Origin of the sequence: Dactylosporangium sp. NBC_01737 (assembly GCF_035963215.1) — a bacterium.
Taxonomy (GTDB): domain Bacteria; phylum Actinomycetota; class Actinomycetes; order Mycobacteriales; family Micromonosporaceae; genus Dactylosporangium.
Map to the genome: position 1 here is coordinate 11,689,037 of NZ_CP109153.1, position 16,215 is coordinate 11,705,251.

A 16,215-nucleotide genomic window follows, 5' to 3' on the forward strand; every position below is an offset into this window, starting at 1 on the left:
TCATGAAGGTCATAGGCGGCGAACGGCCGCACCGCACGAACCAAACGGTCACTGCAGGTGGTTGCGGCGACTCGCTACGTTGCTGGCGAACGCGGCGCGTGGCGGCTGCCACCGGCCGGTCGAACCGGGGTCGGGGGGACGATGCTTCGGCAGCTGGCGCGGCGGGTGCAGGCATGGTGGCGGCCGACGCAGGTGCGCAAGAGCATCGTGCTGGGCCTGGCGGCCCTGCTGCTGCTCGGATCCGACGCCGTGGCGGTCCTGCCGGGACACGACGGCCCGCCGCCGCACGCGCTGCCCTACCCGGTCGCGGCCCGGCCGGCGCACGAGACCACCGTCGCGGTCGGCTTCACGGAACCGCCCAGGTCCTGGCGCCCGGTGGCCGGCATGAGCTCCGCGACGACCGGGCCGGCCGCCCCGTTCGGGCAGTGCCCCGCCATCGGCGCGGCCACCGGCTGCGCAATGCTGCTGGAGGTGACCGGCGACGGCCGCGCCGCCATCCGCGCCGACCCCGACCAGTCCCCGTACGACGGCTCCAGCGGTGCCACGCTGATCGGGGTGCTCAACTCCAGCCCCGCCCCGGTCCGCGAGCTCACCTTCACCGCGGACACGGACCTGTTCGCGTTCACTGGCGGCGGGATCTGCGCCGGGCACGCCCCGCCGACGCCACGCGGCTGCCGGTTCGGCGACACCGGGTTCGAAGGGCCCGGCGTCGAGTTCACCAGGCTCGGCGCGGACCGGCGCACCGGCACCGTCCGCTTCGACCGGCCCGTCCGGCAGGGCGGCACCGCCTACTTCGCCCTCGCCCAGTCCCCCGCGCCGACGGTGCCGGCGGCCGGCAGCCCGACCCGCGCCGAGCTGGGCGGTGACCCGAGCCCGTCGCTGCGCACCGTGGCGTGCGGCGCGGCGGACGTCAACTGCGCCACCGGGGTGCTGCGGCGGCAGTTCACCGACATCTCCGTCGAGGGCCGCGGGGCACCGCTGCGGCTGACCCGGACCTACAGCTCGGACCGGGCCGCCGTGCCGTCCCGGTTCGGCAACGGCTGGGCCGACAGCTACGACCTGTCGCTGTCCGTCGCCGGCGGCACCGCCACCGTCCACGAGGAGAACGGCGCGGCGGTCGAGTTCACCGCCACGGGCGGCGGCGGCTTCACCGCACCGGCGCGGGTCCTCGCGACCCTGTCGAGGGATGCCGACGGCCGGTACCGGTTCACCCGCCACGGCACCGGCGTCCACCACCTCTTCGACGCCTCCGGGCGGCTGGTGGAGCAGCGGGACGGCAACGACGCCGTGACCCGCCTGAGCTACACCGGCGACCGGCTGGTGGAGGTCGCCGACGCCGCCGGCCGGAAGCTGACGTTCACCTACGACGGTACCCACGTGCGGCGGGTCGACGGGCCCGGGCAGCAGTCATGGACCTACGGGTACGACAACGGGGACCTCGTCGCCGCGACCGAGGCCGAGGACCACGGCAGCCGCACCTTCGCCTACGACGCGCACCGGCTGGTCCAGGAGACCCTGGGCCACGAAGGGACGTGGCGGACCTGGTACGGCGCCGGGGATCGGGTGGTCCGGCAAGAGGACCCGACCGGCGGGCAGACCGGCTGGGCGTACCGCGGCGACGGTGCGGCGGCCGGCGGCGGCACCACGACGATGACGAACGCGACCGGCGACGTCACCGTCCTCACGTACGCCGATCTGCGGCTGACCGAGGTCACCCGCGGCGCCGGCACCGCGGACGCGGCCACCACCCGGTACACCTACGGACCGGCGACCCTGGTCAGCTCGATGACGGACGGGAACGGGCACGTCACCCGCTACCGGTACGACCCGGAGGGCAACCCGACCACGGTCACCGACGCCCGTGGCTACTCCACGGTGTCCAGGTATGAGCACGGCCGCCTCGTCGAGGTCATGGACCCGCTGGGGCACACCACCCGGTACGGGTACGACGCCCGCGGCAACCCCGAGTGGTCGACGGACGCGTCCGGCAACACGACGAGGTACGAGCACGACCCGAAGCGCCCCGGGGACCTCATCGGGATCGTGGACCCGCTCGGACGCCGCACCGCGTTCACCTACGACACGTGGGGCAAGGTGCGGACCGTGACGGTCCTCCCGGCGGCCGACCGGCCCAGCACCGTCCAGTACATCCACGACGCGTCGGGCCTGCTGCGCTCTACTGTGGACGGTCCGGCGGTGACGTCGGTGGAGTACAACCGTTCCGGCCGGCCGACGAAGATCACCGACCCGGCGCTGCACACCACGACGATCGGCTACGACGACGACGGCAACGCGGTCTCGACCCTGGACCGCAACAACAACCTCACCCAGCATGCCTTCGACGCCGCGGGGCGGGCGCTGCGCGTGACGATGGCCGGTGCCAACGGCGGCACCAGCACCGGGACGGAGTACGACGCGGCGGGCCGGCCGAGGGAGCAGGTCGACCCGGCGGGGCGGGTGACCGGGTTCGGCTACGACGCGCTCGGCCGGGTCACCACGATGCGGGACCCGCTGGGGCGCACGACCAGGCTCGGCTACGACCGGGCCGGCAACATCACCGCGATCGTCGACCCGGCCGGCCGGACCACCGCGCTCGCCTATGACCGGACCGACAACCTCCTGTCGGTCACCTACTCCGACGGCGTCACCCGCCAGGTGCGCTTCGAGTACGACGCGGCGGGCCGCCGGACGTCGATGCGGGACGGGACCGGGCTCACCAGGTACACCTATGACGACGACGACCGCCTGCTGGAGGTCATCGACGGCGCCGGCGTCACCGTCGGCTACCACTACGACGAGGCCGGGCAGCAGGACGAGCTGCGCTACCCGGCCGGCACCGTCCGCCGGACCTTCGACGGCACCGGCCGGATCACGTCCGTCAAGGACTGGCGGGAGCGCACGACCTCCTTCGAGTACGGCCCCGCCGGGAACCTGACGAAGAAGATCTACCCGAACGGCGTCACCACCACCTACGAACCGTCCATCGTGGAGCGTCGCGGCGGCGAGCAGCTGGCGGGGTACGAATACGGCCGCGACTGGACGGGTCAGGTCAACTCGGCGACCACCACGTCGGGCACGGGCGCGAAGACGACGGTGCAGTACGGCTACGACAAGTCCAACCGCCTCGACCGCGTCGGCGACCGTGTGCTGACCTACGACGGCGCCGGCAACCTCACCGGCCTGCCCGACGGCACCACGCAGCAGTTCGACGAGGCGGGGCAGCTGAAGGCGTACACCTACGACCAGCAGGGCAACCGGCTCACCGCGCAGACCCGTGACGGCACCGTCCGCCTCGGCTACGACCAGGCCAACCGCCTTGTCACCGTCGGGCCGGACCTGGCGTACGGCTACGACGGCGACGGGCAGCGCACCACCGTCACCCGCCGCGGCGCCGTGCAGAACCTGACGTGGGACCGCTCGACGTCGACGCCGGTGCTGCTCGGCGACGGCACCAGCACCTACGTCTACGGGCCCGACGGGGTCCCGGTCGAGCAGCTCGACGCCGCCGGCAACGCCTCGTTCCTGCACACCGACGGTCAGGGCAGCGTCCGGCTGCTCACCGACAAGGACGGCACCGTCACCGCCCGCCGCGACTACGACGCCTTCGGCCGCACACTCACCACCACCGGCCCGGTTCCGGCGCTCGGGTACCGCGGGCAGTACACCGACGTGGAGACCGGGTTCCAGTACCTGCAGGCCCGGTACTACGACCCGGCGACCGCGCAGTTCCTGACCCGCGACCCGCTGCTCACCACGACCCGGGCGCCGTACTCGTACGCGGGCAACAACCCGGTCAACGCCTCGGACCCGTCGGGGCTGAACCCGTTCGACCCGCGGACCTGGTTCGCGAAGGGCGTCAAGCTGCTCCGCGCGATCGTCGCTCCCGTGGTGCGTTTCGTCGCCGACCTGGCCAAGGTCGTGGTCGCCTCCCTCGGCGACCTGGTCGGCGACCTCGTCACCGGCATCTGCGAGGCCGCCGTCGGCGTCGCGACCGGCGGGGCCGGCCTGATCGCCGCGGCCGGTGCGTGCGGCGCCCTGGGCGGCGCGATCGGCGGCGCCATCGACTACCTCGTCGCCGCCATCCAGACCGGCGAGTTCTCCTGGTCGGGCCTGGGCGGCGCGACCTGGGAGGGTGCCTGGCAAGGGGCCCTTTCGGGCTTCGGCGGCAAGGCGGTGACGGTGCTCGTGCGGTACGGCCGGAAACTCGACACGCGACCCGGCCCGCCGGTGCACGCGATGTGACCCCGATCCGGTCCGCTTCGGCTTCGGCTTCGGCTTCGGCTTCGGCTTCGGCTTCGGCTTCGGCTTCGGCTTCGGCAAAAGCTTGACCTTCCAGCTACTGGAACGGGTTGACTACGTGGCATGACAACGGGCGTCACCATCGGGGAGTTCTCGCGACTGTGCCACCTCAGCGCCAAGACGCTGCGGTACTACCACGACATCTCGCTGCTGGTGCCGGCCGGCGTCGACGAGGAGACCGGGTACCGGCGGTACGCACCCGCGCAGGTCGACGACGCGCACCTCATCCGGCGCCTGCGGGACCTGGACATGCCGCTCGCCGAGATCCGCGGCGTGCTCGCCGAGCCGGACGCGGCCGCGCGGCAGGACGCCCTCGCCCGGCACCTGGACCGGATGGAGGCCGAGCTCACCCGCACCCGGGACGTGGTCGCCTCGCTGCGGCGGCTGCTGGGCCCGGAGCCCGAGCTGCCGGTGCGGCACCGGATGGCGCCGGGATCGCCGGTGCTGCACATCGCGGCGCGGCTGGGCCGCACCGAGGTGGCGGACTGGTGCGGGCGGGTGTACCCCGAGCTGTACGCCGTCCTCGACGCCCTCGGCACGGACCCGGCCGGCCCGGCGGGTGCGACCTACTCGGCCGAGTTCTTCGAGGGCGAGTCCGGTGAGGTCGTCGCCTTCGTGCCGGTGGCGGCGTCCGCGGTGCCACCCGGTGACGACCGCTTCACCTCCCTGCCCGCGTCCCGCTACGCCGTCGCGGTCCACAGTGGACCGTTCGCCGACTGCGACATCACCTACGGGCGGCTCGGCCTGCACGTCGCCGAGCACGACACCGCCCTGCCCGACCCGATCGTCGAGCTGTACGTCGTCGGCCCGGACGACACCGCCGACCCGGACGGGCTCCGCACCGAGATCTGCTGGCCCATCAGTTGAACAAGGAGTTTCTCGCATGACCGACCTCGCCATCGCCCACGTGACCGTCGACTGCACCGACGCGGCCACCCTCGCCGGCTTCTACGCGGCGCTGCTGGACCGTCCCGTCGACCCGTCCCCCACCGAGTTCTTCGCCACGGTGGGCCGCTCGACCGGCGCCCAGCCGGTGCTCATGTTCATCCAGGTGCCGGACCGCACCCCGGGCAAGAACAGCATCCACCTGGACCTGCACACGACCGACCTGCCGGGCGAGGTCGCCCGGGCCGTCAGCCTCGGCGCCAAGCAGGTCGCCGACTTCGCCGAGTACGGCGCGGTCTGGACCACGCTGAGCGACCCGGAGGGTAACCTCTTCGACATCGGCGCCAGCTGATCTTCTGTCTGGGGGGCATGACGTGGACCGGCAACAGCGTTTCGTGGACCTCCACCGGGAGGGCTGCTTCCTGCTGCCCAACGCGTGGGACGTCGGCAGCGCCCGGGTGCTGGAATCGGCCGGGTTCCCCGCCGTGGCGACCACGAGCGCCGGGATCGCGTTCTCCCTCGGCCGGCCCGACCACGACTTCTTCGCCGAGCACGGCCCCCGGGGCCGCCTCGACCGCGACACCATGCTCCAGCGGGTCCGGGAGATCGCCGCGGAGGTCGCGGTGCCGGTCAGCGCCGACCTCGAGGAAGGCTTCGGCGAGACCCCGGATGCGGTGGCCGCCACGATCACGATGGCCCTCGCCGCCGGAGCCGCCGGCGGCAACATCGAGGACTTCACCGGCGAGCGGGCCCGCCCGCTGCACGACACGGCGCTCGCGGCGGACCGCATCCGGGCCGCCCGAGCCGCCGTCGACGCCACCGGCGAGCCGTTCGTCCTCGTCGGCCGCACCGATGCCCTGCTCGTCGGCGGCTCCCTCACCGACGCCGTCCAGCGCGCCAACGCCTACCTGGCCGCCGGCGCGCACTGCGCGTTCGTGCCGGGCGCCGCCGACGCCGCCACCATCGCCACCCTGGTCCGCGAGCTCGACGGCCCCCTCAACGTCGTCATGGGCCTCACCGGCAACGCCCTGTCCGTGGCCGACCTGCGCGACCTCGGCGTCCGCCGCGTCACCGTCGGCGGCAGCATCGCCCGCGCCATGTACCGCCACCTGCAGCGCGCCGCCCAGGAACTCGCCGAGCACGGCACCTTCACCTACGCCCAGGACCAGCTCTCCCAGTCCGACCTCAACGACCTCTTCCGCACGACCTGAGCCTGCGGTGGCGTGCGGTCACCCCCCGTTGAGGACCTCGCGGAGTTTCTGGGCGAAGGCCTCGGGCTTGCCGGCGTAGCCGTGCTCCCCGCCGAGGAAGCCGCCGTGGTGGCTGGGGAACACGGTCGCGGTCTGGCCGAGCAGCTCGGCGGTGGCGACCGCGGTGCGGGCCGTGAACGTGCCCGCGGACTCCTCGCCGACGGCGATCACGATGCGGGTCGGGGCGGCGGCGAGGGCTGCGGCGTCTGGGGTGTAGCTGCTGATCGGCCAGGACCGGTCGGACAGCAGGGGGTCGTCGCGGGAGCCGTCGTCGGTGGTGGGCATGCCGAACTGGGCGGGGTCCGGCACCGGCTGGGCGAAGTAGTCGTCGGTGTACTCGCCCTCCCATGAGGTCATCGCGATGAAGGCGGCCATGCCCGCGTTCGACCCGCGCGCCTCGTACACCTCGCGGATGCCGTCGCGGGCACGGAACACCGCGTCGGCGTCGGGGAGGACGGGGATGAGCGGGGGCTCGTGGGCCACGAGGGTGGTCACGTCGGTGGGGTGCGCCGCGACGAGGGCGAGCGCGGTGACCGCGCCGCCGCTGCTGGCGAACATCTCGACCGGGCCGGCGCCGAGTGCCTCGATGAGGGCGTGCACGTCGGCCGCCTGGACGGTCGGCGTGTTGTCGGTCCGGCCGTCCCGGCGCACGCTGCGGCCGAGGCCGCGCGGGTCGTAGGTGACCACGGTGCGGTCGGGGAAGAGCGAGGCGAGGGTGGCGAAGCCCCGCGCGTCCATCGGCTGGCCGATCATGAGCAGCGGCGGCAGCCCGCCGCCGGGCGGCAGCGGGCCGTGCACGTCATAGGCGATGTCCGCGTCGGCGATGGCAAGGATGTGCGTCGTCATGGCATTGCCCTCTCCCGTGGTGAGCACTCACCGGACCCTACCCGCGGGTGAGCCGGATCGCGGTCCACGACACCGCGGGCAGCGTGGCGTGCAGGACGCCGTCGGCCATGGAGACGTCGCCGGCCGGGTGCGGGACGACGCGGTCCGGGTCCGCGGCGGTGTTGGTGGCGCTCAGGTCCGCGTCGGCGAGGGTCCATGCCTCGGCGACCCGCAGCGGCGTACCGAAGGCGGACAGCGGCACCGAGAGCGGGACGGCGTCGGTCTGGTGGCGGTTCACCACGAAGACGGTCACGTCGCCGCCGGCAGGGTCGTGGGTGGCGACCGCGTCGAGCAGCGGGACCTCGCCGAAGCGTTTCGTGTGGTACGTCGGTGCCTGCAGCTCGACCCGCAGCACGTTGCCCTGGGCGAGGCGGGCGGTGAGGGCGAACGGGTGGAAGATGGTCTGCCGCCACGCGGGGCCGCCCGGTTCGGTGCGGATCGGGGCGATCACGTTGACCAGCTGGGCCTGGCAGGCGGCGGTGACCCGGTCGCTGTGCCGCAGCAGCGAGATGAGCAGGCCGCCGACGACCACGGCGTCGGTGACGTTGTAGCAGTCCTCGATGACCCGGGGCGCGATCGGCCATTCGGTGGACGCGGTCTCCTGGCGGGCCTGGAACTCCCGGAGGTACCAGACGTTCCACTCGTCGAAGGAGATCTGCAGGCGCTTGCTGCTCTTGAGTCTCGCCCCGACGCTGTCCGCGGTGGCCACGACGCTGTTGACGAAATGGTCCATGTCGACGGCGGAGGCGAGGAAGCTGCCGATGTCGCCGTCGACGGGCTCGTAGTAGGCATGCGCCGAGATGTAGTCGACGGCCTCGTAGGCGTGCTCGAGGACCTCGGCCTCCCAGGCCGCGAACGTCGGCATCGACGAGCCGGAGCTGCCGCAGGCGATGAGCTCCAGGTCCGGTTCGGCGGCGCGCAGCGCCCGGGCGGTCTCGACGGCGAGCCGGCCGTACTCGTGGGCGGTCTTGTGACCGGTCTGCCAGGGGCCGTCCATCTCGTTGCCGAGGCAGAACATCCGGATCCCGTAGGGCTTGTCGGTGCCGTTGGTCCTGCGCAGCTCGGCGAGGCGGGTGCGGTCGGGGTGGTTGAGGTACTCGTGCACGTCCAGGGCCGCCTCGACGCCGCGGGTGCCGAGGTTCAGGGCGTACATGACCTCGACGCCTGCCTTGTCGGCCCAGCGCATGAACTCGTCGATGCCGACCTCGTTGGTCTCCAGGCTGTGCCAGGCGAGGTCGCGGCGGACGGGCCGGTCCGCGACGGGTCCGACGCCGTCCTCCCAGCGGTAGCCGGAGACGAAGTTGCCGCCGGGGTAGCGCACCAGCGTGACGCCGAGCTCGCGGGTCAGCGCCAGCACGTCCTGGCGGAAGCCGTCGGCGTCGGCGGTGGGGTGCGTCGGCTCGTAGATGCCGGTGTAGACGCACCGGCCCATGTGTTCGACGAACGAGCCGAAGGTACGCCGGGAGACCGGCGCGACGGTACGGGCGGGATCGAGGCCGAGTGATGCGGGGTGCACAGGTCTCCCAGGGTCATTTGAGGCTGCCCGCCGCCAACCCGTCCTGCCAGTACTTCTGCAGGGTGAGGAAGGCGACGACCAGCGGGATGATCGAAACGAGCGAGCCGACGATGATGAGGTTCCACAGGGACTGCCCGCCGCCGTTGTTGGAGCTGGCGAGCTGCTCCCACAGGCCGATGCCGACGGTGAGCGGGTAGAGCTTCGAGCTGGACAGCATGGTCAGGGGCAGGAAGTAGTTGTTCCAGGTTGACACGACCGACAGCAGCAGCACGGTGACGACGCCGGGCCGCATGAGCGGCAGCGCGACCCGCACGAAGGTGCGCAGCTCGCCGGCGCCGTCGATGCGGGCCGCGTCGAGCAGCTCGTCGGGCACCGACGCCGAGGCGTAGACCCGCATCAGGTACACGGCGAATGGGCTGAGCAGCGACGGCAGGATCACCGCCCAGATCGTGTCGGTGAGCCCGGCGTTGGACATCATCACGAACGTCGGGATGACCAGCGCCGTGAGCGGCACCATCACGGAGCCCAGCACCAGCGCGAAGACCGTGTTGCGGCCGCGGAAGCTGAACTTCGCGAAGCCGTAGCCTGCCAGCACCGAGATGATCGTACAGCCGATGCCGCCGGCGAACGCGTACAGCGCGGAGTTGCCCAGCCAGCGCAGGTATTCGCCGTTGTTGTAGGTGAACAGGTCCGACAGGTTGTCGAACAGGTGGAACCCGGAGAACCACAGCGCGCCGGATCCGGAGAACAGGCCCTCGGCGTTCTTGGTGCTCGCCACGAGCAGCCACCACACGGGGACGAGGAAGTACCCGACCAGCGCGAGCAACAGCAGTTTGGCCCCGACGTGGCGGGGTCTGCGCCGCACGTCGTTCATGTGAACATGCTCCCTCGCTTGCGGGTGACGATGAGGAAGATCGCGACCGCGACGAACACGACGAAGCCGAGCGAGAACGAGATCGCGGATGCGTAGTTGAACTGTGCGTACCGGAACGCGAGGTTGAACGCGTAGATGTTGGGGGTGAAGTCGGGCGTGACCGAGCCGTTGGCGATCGGGGCGAGGATCTGCGGCTCGGCGAAGAACTGCAGGGTGCCGATCAGCGCGAAGACCAGGATGAGGATGAGTGCCGAGGACACCATCGGGACCTTGATCCGCAGCGCGATGTGCCGCGGGCCGGCGCCGTCGATGCGGGCCGCCTCGTAGATCGCGGGGTCGATGCTGCGCAGCGCGGCGTAGATGATGATCATGTAGTAGCCGGACCACTGCCAGGTGACCACGTTGAGCAGGCCGGAGAAGATGTTGCCCTGGCTGAGCAGGAACGGCGCCTGCACGTCGAACGCCGACGCGATCTGCTCGACCGGCCCGAAGCTGGGACTGTAGAGGAAGCCCCACATGAGCGCGCCGAGGACGGCCGGGATCGAGTACGGCAGGAAGATCATCAGCCGGGAGAAGCGGGCCAGGCGGCCGGTGACCTCGTCCAGGACCAGCGCCGCGACCAGCGCCACGATCATCTGCAGCGGGATGACGACGAGACTGAACCGCACCACCAGCCACAGTCCCTTGCGGAACGACGGGTCGTTGAAGGCGCGGGTGTAGTTGTCGACGCCGGCGAAGGTGGTGCCGGTCGCCAGGCCCTTGGTGTAGAGGCTGAGGTAGCCCGCGTACAGCAGCGGCGCGACCAGGAAGCCCGCGAACACCACCAGGAACGGGGCGATGAACAACCAGCCGGCCGCACCGCGGCGGGCGGGGCGGCGGCGGGACGGCGCTGCGGCGGGCGGATAGGGCAGGACAGCGCCCGGCACCGCCGGCCCGGCCTGGACGGCCATGTCACGTCTCCTTTCGAGCGTGCGGTCCGGGCGGCCGCGGCCGAGGCGGCCGCCCGGGGTCCGCGTCAGCGCACCGTGAAGCCCTGGCTCTTGGCGTACTGGACGATCTGGTTGTGCAGGTCGGTGGCGGCCTGCGCGCCGGTCGTCTGCCCGGCGTTGATCTTCACGATCTGGGCCTGCAGCTGGGCGTAGTAGTACACGGTGAACGGACTGTAGACGGCACCCTTGTACGCGTTCTCGGCCGGGACGTAGATGTCCTTGTTGGCCGTCTGCCCGTTGAAGAACTCGGTCCTGGCGTTGACGAACGCGTCGGACTTCAGCACGTTCTGGTTGAGCGGGAAGATGGTCTGCGTCTTCCAGCCGTCGGTGAGGGATGCCTCGTCGGCGTAGAGGCCGATGGCGACCGTGGCGGCCGCCTTCTTGTCGCGGGCCTGGTTGGTCACCGCGAAGGCGGAGCCGCCCCAGTTCACCGAGACCGGGTTCGCGGCGTCCCACTGCGGCAGCGGGGCCACCGCGAACTTGCCTTTCTCGTTGCCGCTGCCGACACCGGCGCCGCTGAGGTAGCCGGGCGCCCACGCCGCCGACACGTAGGTCGCATACTTGCCGCCGACCATGCCGGTGATGTAGTCGGTGGTGAACTGGTCCTCCTTGCCGACCAGGCCCTTGGCCGCCAGATCGCCCCAGTAGTTCAGCACGTCCTTGGTGGCCTGGTCGTCGAGCTTGACGGTGATGTTCTGCTTGTCGGCAAGGTCGTAGACGAAGGGCTGCGCACCCTTCTGGATCATGAGCGCGGTGGTCACGGCCGGCACGTTGCTGCCGAAGTCGCCGAAGACCGGGCCGCCCGCCGCCTTCACCTTCGCGGCCGCCTCGGCGTACTCGGCCCAGGTCTTCGGCGGCGCGGTGATGCCGTACTTCTCGAAGACGTCGGTGCGGTAGATCAGCGCCATCGGGCCGCCGTCGACGGGGATCGCGTAGACCGCGGCGCCCTGCGAGACGTCCTTCCAGGCGCCGTCGCTGAAGTTCTGCTTCACGTCGTTGGCGCCGAACTGCGACAGGTCCACCAGCGCACCCTGGATCTCGAAGCCGACCAGCTGGTCGGCCTCGAGCATGATGACGTCGGGTGCGCCCTTCTTCGCCGAGATCGCGGTCTGGAACTTCTCGTACTCGGGCTGGCCCTGGCCCGCGTTCGTCCAGCACACCTGGACGTCGGTGTGCCCGTTGTTGAAGTTGTCCACGACCTTGGCCATGTTCGGGTACCAGGCCCAGACGAGGACCCGCGCGGCGTCCTCATGGACGATCTTGTTGGTGCAGTTGGTCGGCTTCGCCTGCGTCGCGTCATCGCCGCCGCAGGCGGACAGGCCGAGCACGACGGCCAGGCAGCCGGTGGTCATGACGGAGAAACTCTTCCTGAAGCGCATTCTTCTGGCCTCCTGGTCAGCTCACGCGCCGGCGGTCACTGCGCCTGCGGCATCCTCGGCGTCGTCGTCCGGCCGGGTTTTGCGCAGGCGCCGATCACCGAACGTGACGCACGTTCGGCCGGCGGGGTGCGGGGCGGCGCATGGTGTCGGGGGTGGATGTGCCTCGCCACGGAGCAGCGTTCTGGGGTGTATGACGGATTGCAGCGCTGCAAAGGACTATGCCTCGACCCTTCGGCCCTGGCAAGAGGCAACCTCACGGAAATACGATGCGACCGTGAGCGATCTTCACGCACGACTTCGGGAAGGGTGATCCATGCCGGAAACTACGCTGCGTGATGTCGCTGACCTGGCGGGCGTCTCGCCCCGCACGGTGTCGAACGTGGTCAACGGCTATGCGCGGGTCACCGACGCCACCCGCGAGAAGGTCGAACGCGCCATCGCCCAGCTCGGGTACCGCCCGAACGTGCTGGCCCGCAACCTGGCCACGGGCCGCTCCGGGCAGATCCTGGTGGTGGTGCCCTACCTCGACACCGCGTACTTCGCCGAGCTGCTCCAGGCGATCATCCCGGCGGCGCGCAAGGTCGGCTACAACGTGCTCGTCGACCAGACCGACGGCGACCGGGCGCACGAGGGCGACCTGATCGGGCGGGCCTCCCGCAGGTTCCTGTTCGACGGGATGATCATGAGCCCGCTCGGGCTGTCCCAGGCGGACCTCGCCGTGCGCGACCCCGACCTCCCGCTGGTCATCCTCGGCGAGCGGACCTCGGACGGCACCTTCGACCACGTCGGCATCGACGACGTGGCCGCGTCCACCGACGCCGTGCGCCACCTCATCGACCTCGGGCGCCGCCGGATCGCCGCGATCGGCGACCAGCCCTACCCCACCGGTGAGGCCGCCCAGCTGCGCACGAAGGGGTTCCACGCGGCGCACGCGGCCGCGGGGCTCCCGGTCGACGAGTCCCTGATCATCGGCACCGCCCGCTTCAACCGGATCGACGGCGCCACGGCGATGGCGACCCTGCTGGACCGGCCCGATCCGCCGGACGCGGTGTTCTGCTACAGCGACCTGGTCGCCTCGGGCGCGGTCTACACGCTGCTGGAGCGCGGCCTGCGGGTGCCGGAGGACGTCGCCATCATCGGCTACGACGACATCGAGGACGGGCGCTACAGCCACCCCACGATCAGCACGATCTCGCCCGACAAGAACGCCATCGCCCAGCTCGCCGTCGAGCGGCTCGTCATGCGGATCGCCAGCTCCGGCGGGGTACCGGGGGTCGAGCTGCGGGCCGGCCACCGGCTGATCGCCCGGCAGAGCACCCTGGGGCGCGCCGGCGCGCCCGGAACCTGACCGCGGGCGTCAGACCCACTCGACCCCGCGGCTCTCGACGAACCAGCTCGCCACGACCGCCACGACGCCCCCAGGCCTCGTCCGCCATGCGCCGACGGTATCCACGAATGTCAACGCCATGCTCCCCGGCGGGATTCGGCGGAGGGTTGACCGTGATAGCGGCATCGACGATACTCGACGCTCGTTAGCGCTCACATAACACGACTGCAACTGTAATGAAATCTTGCAGAGTCAACGCGTGCGCGGCATGTTAGCGCTCACGTTCCGGTAATGGAGGACACGGATGTCCCTTCCCCGCGCCAAGATCGGACTGACGGCGGCGACGCTGTTCGTCGCGTCGCTCGCCGGGGTGACGCCCGCGGTCGCCACGCCGCCGGTGGTCCAGCCGGACTACACGATCACCGTCGACCCGGCCGCCACGGGCGCGGCGATCGACGACAGCATGTACGGCGTCTTCTTCGAGGACATCAACTTCGCCGCCGACGGCGGCCTCTACGGCGAGCTGGTGCGCAACCGCTCGTTCGAGTTCCTGCCCGCCGACAACGGCTCCTACACCGGCCTCACCGCCTGGACCGCCGCCGGTGCGACGGCGACCGCGGCCAACGACGACGGCCGGCTCAACGAGCGCAACCGCACCTACCTGAAGGCCGCGCTCGCCGGTGCGCCGTTCACGCTCACCAACGCCGGCTACAACCGGGGCTTCGCGGTCAGGGCCGGCGCCACCTACGACTTCTCGGTCTGGGCCCGCAGCGACGCGGCCGGCCCGACCCCGCTGACCGTCGGGCTCGACGCCGGCCTCAGCAGCCAGGTCACGTTCAGCGTCCAGGGCGACGGCTGGAAGAAGTACACCGCGACCCTGACCGCCACACGCACGACGGACGCCGGCCGGCTGTCCGTGCGGGCCGACGGCGCGGGCACCCTGCGCCTCGACGAGATCTCGCTGTTCCCCCGCGACACGTTCAAGGGCCGCGCCAACGGGCTGCGCAAGGACCTCGCGGACAAGGTCGCCGCGCTGCACCCGGGCTTCGTGCGGTTCCCCGGCGGCTGCCTGGTCAACACCGGCAGCATGTACGGCTACGACGCCGCGTCGAACTTCCCGCGGGCCCGCGCGTACCAGTGGAAGGACACCGTCGGCCCGGTCGAGACCCGCGCGGCGAACGCGAACTTCTGGGGCTACAACCAGAGCTACGGCCTGGGCTACTTCGAGTACTTCCAGTTCTCCGAGGACATCGGCGCGATGCCGCTGCCGGTGGTGCCCGCGCTGGTGACCGGCTGCGGGCAGAACCGCGCCACCGTCGACGAGGCGCTGCTGCAGCGGCACATCCAGGACACCCTGGACCTCATCGAGTTCGCCAACGGACCGGCCGACTCGACCTGGGGCAAGATGCGCGCCGACATGGGACACCCCGCGCCGTTCCACCTCAGCCGCGTCGCGGTCGGCAACGAGGAGAACCTGCCCAACGAGTACTTCGCGAACTTCACCAGGTTCCGGGCCGCCATCAAGGCGAAGTACCCGGACATCACGGTGATCAGCAACTCCGGCCCCGACGACCAGGGGTTCGTCTTCGACCTGCTGTGGCGCTACAACCGTGAGGCCGGCGTCGACATGGTCGACGAGCACTACTACAACAGCCCCACCTGGTTCCTGCAGAACAACAAGCGCTACGACGCCTACGACCGCAACGGCCCGAAGGTCTTCCTCGGCGAGTACGCCTCGCTGGACAACAAGCACTTCAACGCGCTCGCCGAGGCCGCCTACATGACGGGCCTGGAGCGCAACGCCGACGTCGTCAAGATGGCCTCCTACGCGCCGCTGCTGGCCAACATCGACCACGTGCAGTGGCGGCCGGACATGATCTGGTTCGACAACGACGAGTCGTGGGGCACCACCAGCTACCAGATGCAGAAGCTGTTCATGAACAACGTCGGCGACCGGGTCGTGCCGAGCAGGACGACCGGGAAACTGGCCCAGCCCAGGCCGATCACCGGCGCGCTCGGGCTGTCCACGTGGGCGACCGCCGCGACGTACGACGACGTCAAGGTCACCGCACCCGACGGCACCGTGCTGTTCAGCGACGACTTCTCGGGCGGGTCCGGGCAGTGGACGCCGGTGGAGCCGCGCGGCGCCTGGTCGGTCGTCGACGGCGCGTTCCGGCAGACGGACACCGCGGCGCTGGACACCCTGATCAAGGCCGGCAACATCACCGCGACCGACTACGACTACACCCTCAAGGCCACGAAGCAGGCCGGCGCCGAAGGGTTCCTGGTCGCCTTCGGCGTGCAGGAGTCGGGCGAGCTGTACTGGTGGAACCTCGGCGGCTGGAACAACACCCTCGGCGCCATCCAGAAGGGTGCCGGCGGCGGTAAGGAGATGGTCATCTCCAAGCCGAACACGATCGCCACCGGCGTCACGTACGACGTCAAGATCGAGGTTCGGGGCACCAGCGTCAAGCTGTACCTCAACGGCGAGCTGTGGGGCGGGTTCGACGACGACAAGGTCGCCGAGCCGTTCGCCCAGGTCGTGACCCAGGACCAGGCGACCGGCGACCTCATCGTGAAGGTCGTCAACGCCCAGGACACCCCGGCCGTCACGAAGCTCGATCTGGGCGGGCGCAAGGTGCGCACCACCGCGCAGATGACCGTCCTGAGCGGCGACCCCGGCGAGCAGAACACCCGCTCCGCCGAGCCGATCCAGCCCGTCACCTCCACGCTGCAGCGGGTGTCGTCGAACTTCACCCACACGTTCGCGCCGAACTCCGTCACGTTCATCCGGATCCGGACCAGGTAGGG

General features: G+C 71.0%; 11 protein-coding genes. 6 read left to right on the top strand and 5 right to left on the bottom strand.

What is annotated here, in order from left to right:
* The first annotated feature begins 141 nt into the window (after positions 1-141).
* From OHA72_RS53780 to OHA72_RS53795, 4 genes are all read left to right on the top strand, one after another.
* A complete protein-coding gene (locus tag OHA72_RS53780; protein WP_327003854.1) occupies positions 142-4,242 on the top strand; it encodes an RHS repeat-associated core domain-containing protein in 4,101 nt (1,366 codons plus the stop codon).
* Between the two features lie 120 nt (positions 4,243-4,362).
* Complete coding sequence (locus OHA72_RS53785; protein ID WP_327003855.1) at positions 4,363-5,166, top strand: MerR family transcriptional regulator; 804 nt, start codon at positions 4,363-4,365, stop codon at positions 5,164-5,166.
* Between the two features lie 16 nt (positions 5,167-5,182).
* Positions 5,183-5,536 (top strand): VOC family protein, encoded by a 354-nt coding sequence (locus tag OHA72_RS53790; RefSeq protein WP_327003856.1) that lies wholly within the window; start codon positions 5,183-5,185, stop codon positions 5,534-5,536.
* 22 nt (positions 5,537-5,558) lie between these two features.
* Positions 5,559-6,395: an isocitrate lyase/PEP mutase family protein gene (locus OHA72_RS53795; protein ID WP_327003857.1), complete on the top strand. Its 837-nt coding sequence runs from the start codon at positions 5,559-5,561 to the stop codon at positions 6,393-6,395.
* An 18-nt stretch (positions 6,396-6,413) separates the two neighbouring features.
* On the opposite strand, the gene OHA72_RS53800 is transcribed toward OHA72_RS53795, so the two are convergent.
* The 5 genes from OHA72_RS53800 to OHA72_RS53820 form a co-directional block, all read right to left on the bottom strand.
* Positions 6,414-7,307: an alpha/beta fold hydrolase gene (locus OHA72_RS53800; RefSeq protein WP_327003858.1), complete on the bottom strand. Its 894-nt coding sequence runs from the start codon at positions 7,305-7,307 to the stop codon at positions 6,414-6,416.
* A gap of 10 nt (positions 7,308-7,317) precedes the next feature.
* Positions 7,318-8,835 carry an arabinosylfuranosidase ArfA gene (gene arfA / locus OHA72_RS53805; protein ID WP_327003859.1) on the bottom strand — a complete coding sequence of 506 codons (1,518 nt, stop codon included), beginning with the start codon at positions 8,833-8,835 and terminating at the stop codon, positions 7,318-7,320.
* A 13-nt stretch (positions 8,836-8,848) separates the two neighbouring features.
* Positions 8,849-9,709, bottom strand: a complete 861-nt coding sequence (locus OHA72_RS53810; RefSeq protein WP_327003860.1) for a carbohydrate ABC transporter permease — start codon at positions 9,707-9,709, stop codon at positions 8,849-8,851.
* Positions 9,706-10,659, bottom strand: a complete 954-nt coding sequence (locus tag OHA72_RS53815) for a carbohydrate ABC transporter permease (RefSeq protein WP_327003861.1) — start codon at positions 10,657-10,659, stop codon at positions 9,706-9,708. Before OHA72_RS53815 ends, OHA72_RS53810 begins: the two co-directional genes overlap by 4 nt.
* A 65-nt stretch (positions 10,660-10,724) precedes the next feature.
* Positions 10,725-12,077 (bottom strand): extracellular solute-binding protein, encoded by a 1,353-nt coding sequence (locus tag OHA72_RS53820; protein WP_327003862.1) that lies wholly within the window; start codon positions 12,075-12,077, stop codon positions 10,725-10,727.
* A 313-nt stretch (positions 12,078-12,390) separates the two neighbouring features.
* Between OHA72_RS53820 and OHA72_RS53825 the strand changes: the two genes are divergently transcribed.
* Positions 12,391-13,425, top strand: coding sequence for a LacI family DNA-binding transcriptional regulator (locus tag OHA72_RS53825; RefSeq protein ID WP_327003863.1), 1,035 nt, complete (start codon positions 12,391-12,393; stop codon positions 13,423-13,425).
* 283 nt (positions 13,426-13,708) lie between these two features.
* A complete protein-coding gene (locus tag OHA72_RS53830; RefSeq protein WP_327003864.1) occupies positions 13,709-16,213 on the top strand; it encodes an alpha-L-arabinofuranosidase family protein in 2,505 nt (834 codons plus the stop codon).
* Positions 16,214-16,215 lie beyond the last annotated feature (2 nt).

Excerpts from the sequence above, each read along its gene's own strand:
- OHA72_RS53815 (WP_327003861.1), bottom strand. The coding sequence starts at position 10,659 with ATGGCCGTCCAGGCCGGGCCGGCGGTGCCGGGCGCTGTCCTGCCCTAT.
- OHA72_RS53825 (WP_327003863.1), top strand. The coding sequence starts at position 12,391 with ATGCCGGAAACTACGCTGCGTGATGTCGCTGACCTGGCGGGCGTCTCG.
- OHA72_RS53790 (WP_327003856.1), top strand. The coding sequence starts at position 5,183 with ATGACCGACCTCGCCATCGCCCACGTGACCGTCGACTGCACCGACGCG.
- OHA72_RS53830 (WP_327003864.1), top strand. The coding sequence starts at position 13,709 with ATGTCCCTTCCCCGCGCCAAGATCGGACTGACGGCGGCGACGCTGTTC.
- OHA72_RS53820 (WP_327003862.1), bottom strand. The coding sequence starts at position 12,077 with ATGCGCTTCAGGAAGAGTTTCTCCGTCATGACCACCGGCTGCCTGGCC.
- OHA72_RS53780 (WP_327003854.1), top strand. The coding sequence starts at position 142 with ATGCTTCGGCAGCTGGCGCGGCGGGTGCAGGCATGGTGGCGGCCGACG.
- OHA72_RS53785 (WP_327003855.1), top strand. The coding sequence starts at position 4,363 with ATGACAACGGGCGTCACCATCGGGGAGTTCTCGCGACTGTGCCACCTC.
- OHA72_RS53810 (WP_327003860.1), bottom strand. The coding sequence starts at position 9,709 with ATGAACGACGTGCGGCGCAGACCCCGCCACGTCGGGGCCAAACTGCTG.